This is a genomic window from Streptomyces sp. NPDC048643 (genome assembly GCF_040650615.1).
Classification (GTDB): domain Bacteria; phylum Actinomycetota; class Actinomycetes; order Streptomycetales; family Streptomycetaceae; genus Streptomyces.
Map to the genome: position 1 here is coordinate 1 of NZ_JBEZHO010000105.1, position 3,756 is coordinate 3,756.

A 3,756-nucleotide genomic window follows, 5' to 3' on the forward strand; every position below is an offset into this window, starting at 1 on the left:
GGGGTAGGCGCACAGCGAGGACGCTGTGAACGACCGGTCCTATTCCGACCGGTTGTTCCGCTCTCGTGGTGTCGTCCCGATTACGGGAAAACATTCACGGAGAGTTTGATCCTGGCTCAGGACGAACGCTGGCGGCGTGCTTAACACATGCAAGTCGAACGATGAAGCCTTTCGGGGTGGATTAGTGGCGAACGGGTGAGTAACACGTGGGCAATCTGCCCTTCACTCTGGGACAAGCCCTGGAAACGGGGTCTAATACCGGATAATACTCCTGCCTGCATGGGTGGGGGTTAAAAGCTCCGGCGGTGAAGGATGAGCCCGCGGCCTATCAGCTTGTTGGTGAGGTAGTGGCTCACCAAGGCGACGACGGGTAGCCGGCCTGAGAGGGCGACCGGCCACACTGGGACTGAGACACGGCCCAGACTCCTACGGGAGGCAGCAGTGGGGAATATTGCACAATGGGCGAAAGCCTGATGCAGCGACGCCGCGTGAGGGATGACGGCCTTCGGGTTGTAAACCTCTTTCAGCAGGGAAGAAGCGAAAGTGACGGTACCTGCAGAAGAAGCGCCGGCTAACTACGTGCCAGCAGCCGCGGTAATACGTAGGGCGCAAGCGTTGTCCGGAATTATTGGGCGTAAAGAGCTCGTAGGCGGCTTGTCACGTCGGTTGTGAAAGCCCGGGGCTTAACCCCGGGTCTGCAGTCGATACGGGCAGGCTAGAGTGTGGTAGGGGAGATCGGAATTCCTGGTGTAGCGGTGAAATGCGCAGATATCAGGAGGAACACCGGTGGCGAAGGCGGATCTCTGGGCCATTACTGACGCTGAGGAGCGAAAGCGTGGGGAGCGAACAGGATTAGATACCCTGGTAGTCCACGCCGTAAACGGTGGGAACTAGGTGTTGGCGACATTCCACGTCGTCGGTGCCGCAGCTAACGCATTAAGTTCCCCGCCTGGGGAGTACGGCCGCAAGGCTAAAACTCAAAGGAATTGACGGGGGCCCGCACAAGCAGCGGAGCATGTGGCTTAATTCGACGCAACGCGAAGAACCTTACCAAGGCTTGACATACACCGGAAAGCATTAGAGATAGTGCCCCCCTTGTGGTCGGTGTACAGGTGGTGCATGGCTGTCGTCAGCTCGTGTCGTGAGATGTTGGGTTAAGTCCCGCAACGAGCGCAACCCTTGTTCTGTGTTGCCAGCATGCCCTTCGGGGTGATGGGGACTCACAGGAGACTGCCGGGGTCAACTCGGAGGAAGGTGGGGACGACGTCAAGTCATCATGCCCCTTATGTCTTGGGCTGCACACGTGCTACAATGGCAGGTACAAAGAGCTGCGAAGCCGCGAGGCGGAGCGAATCTCAAAAAGCCTGTCTCAGTTCGGATTGGGGTCTGCAACTCGACCCCATGAAGTCGGAGTTGCTAGTAATCGCAGATCAGCATTGCTGCGGTGAATACGTTCCCGGGCCTTGTACACACCGCCCGTCACGTCACGAAAGTCGGTAACACCCGAAGCCGGTGGCCCAACCCCTTGTGGGAGGGAGCTGTCGAAGGTGGGACTGGCGATTGGGACGAAGTCGTAACAAGGTAGCCGTACCGGAAGGTGCGGCTGGATCACCTCCTTTCTAAGGAGCATCTAGGCCGCCAAGCTTGCTTGGTGGTCCAGGGCCATTACGTCGGCATACGTTCGACGGTGGTTGCTCATGGGTGGAACGTTGATTATTCGGCACTCAAGTCATCTCGGGCTGCAAGTACTGTTCTTCGGAGCGTGGAAAGCTGATCACGAGTGGTGAGGGTGTCGGGCACGCTGTTGGGTGTCTGAAGGTACGGCCGATTGTTGGCTGCCTTCAGTGCCGGCCCCAGTGAACTCCGGTGGTAACCGGGGGTGATGGGTGGTTGGTCGTTGTTTGAGAACTGCACAGTGGACGCGAGCATCTGTGGCCAAGTTTTTAAGGGCGCACGGTGGATGCCTTGGCACCAGGAACCGATGAAGGACGTGGGAGGCCACGATAGTCCCCGGGGAGCCGTCAACCAGGCTTTGATCCGGGGGTTTCCGAATGGGGAAACCCGGCAGTCGTCATGGGCTGTCACCCACTGCTGAACACATAGGCAGTGTGGAGGGAACGCGGGGAAGTGAAACATCTCAGTACCCGCAGGAAGAGAAAACAACCGTGATTCCGGGAGTAGTGGCGAGCGAAACCGGATGAGGCCAAACCTTGTATGTGTGAGACCCGGCAGGGGTTGCATGCAGGGGGTTGTGGGATCTCTCTTTCACAGTCTGCCGGCTGTGAGACGAGTCAGAAACCGTTGATGTAGGCGAAGGACATGCGAAAGGTCCGGCGTAGAGGGTAAGACCCCCGTAGTCGAAACATCAACGGCTCGTTTGAGAGACACCCAAGTAGCACGGGGCCCGAGAAATCCCGTGTGAATCTGGCGGGACCACCCGCTAAGCCTAAATATTCCCTGGTGACCGATAGCGGATAGTACCGTGAGGGAATGGTGAAAAGTACCGCGGGAGCGGAGTGAAATAGTACCTGAAACCGTGTGCCTACAAGCCGTGGGAGCGTCGCGCATCGAGTTTACTCGGTGCGTCGTGACTGCGTGCCTTTTGAAGAATGAGCCTGCGAGTTTGCGGTGTGTTGCGAGGTTAACCCGTGTGGGGAAGCCGTAGCGAAAGCGAGTCCGAATAGGGCGATTTAGTAGCGCGCTCAAGACCCGAAGCGGAGTGATCTAGCCATGGGCAGGTTGAAGCGGCTGTAAGAGGTCGTGGAGGACCGAACCCACCAGGGTTGAAAACCTGGGGGATGACCTGTGGTTAGGGGTGAAAGGCCAATCAAACTCCGTGATAGCTGGTTCTCCCCGAAATGCATTTAGGTGCAGCGTCGTGTGTTTCTTGCCGGAGGTAGAGCACTGGATAGGCGATGGGCCCTACCGGGTTACTGACCTTAGCCAAACTCCGAATGCCGGTAAGTGAGAGCACGGCAGTGAGACTGTGGGGGATAAGCTCCATGGTCGAGAGGGAAACAGCCCAGAGCATCGACTAAGGCCCCTAAGCGTACGCTAAGTGGGAAAGGATGTGGAGTCGCACAGACAACCAGGAGGTTGGCTTAGAAGCAGCCACCCTTGAAAGAGTGCGTAATAGCTCACTGGTCTAGTGATTCCGCGCCGACAATGTAGCGGGGCTCAAGCGTACCGCCGAAGTCGTGTCATTGCAGCAATAGGGCCAACGCCCGCTGTGATGGGTAGGGGAGCGTCGTGTGCCGGGTGAAGCCGCGCCGGAAGGCAGTGGTGGACGGTTCACGAGTGAGAATGCAGGCATGAGTAGCGATACACACGTGAGAAACGTGTGCGCCGATTGACTAAGGGTTCCTGGGTCAAGCTGATCTGCCCAGGGTAAGTCGGGACCTAAGGCGAGGCCGACAGGCGTAGTCGATGGATAACCGGTTGATATTCCGGTACCCGCTGTGAAGCGTCAAACATCGAGCCCATTAATGCTAAGGCCGTGAAGCCGCCCTGATCTCTTCGGAGTTGAGGGGAGTGGTGGAGCCGCCGGCCCAAGGTGGTAGTAGGTGAGTGATGGGGTGACGCAGGAAGGTAGTCCATCCCGGGCGGTGGTTGTCCCGGGGTAAGGGTGTAGGCCGTGTGATAGGTAAATCCGTCGCACATTAAGGCTGAGACCTGATGCCGAGCCGATTGTGGTGAAGTGGATGATCCTATGCTGTCGAGAAAAGCCTCTAGCGAGTTTCATGGCGGCCCGTACCC

The 3,756-nt window shown here is 57.9% G+C and carries 2 rRNA genes (1 of these 2 only partly in view); both read left to right on the forward strand.

Annotated features, from left to right (window positions below):
* Positions 1-93: 93 nt before the first annotated feature.
* A 16S ribosomal RNA gene (locus AB0C62_RS41995) occupies positions 94-1,619 on the forward strand.
* Positions 1,620-1,933: 314 nt separating this feature from the next.
* Positions 1,934-3,756, forward strand: a 23S ribosomal RNA gene (locus tag AB0C62_RS42000) (it continues 1,496 nt past the right edge of the window).
* The 16S and 23S rRNA genes sit together here, the layout of an rRNA operon.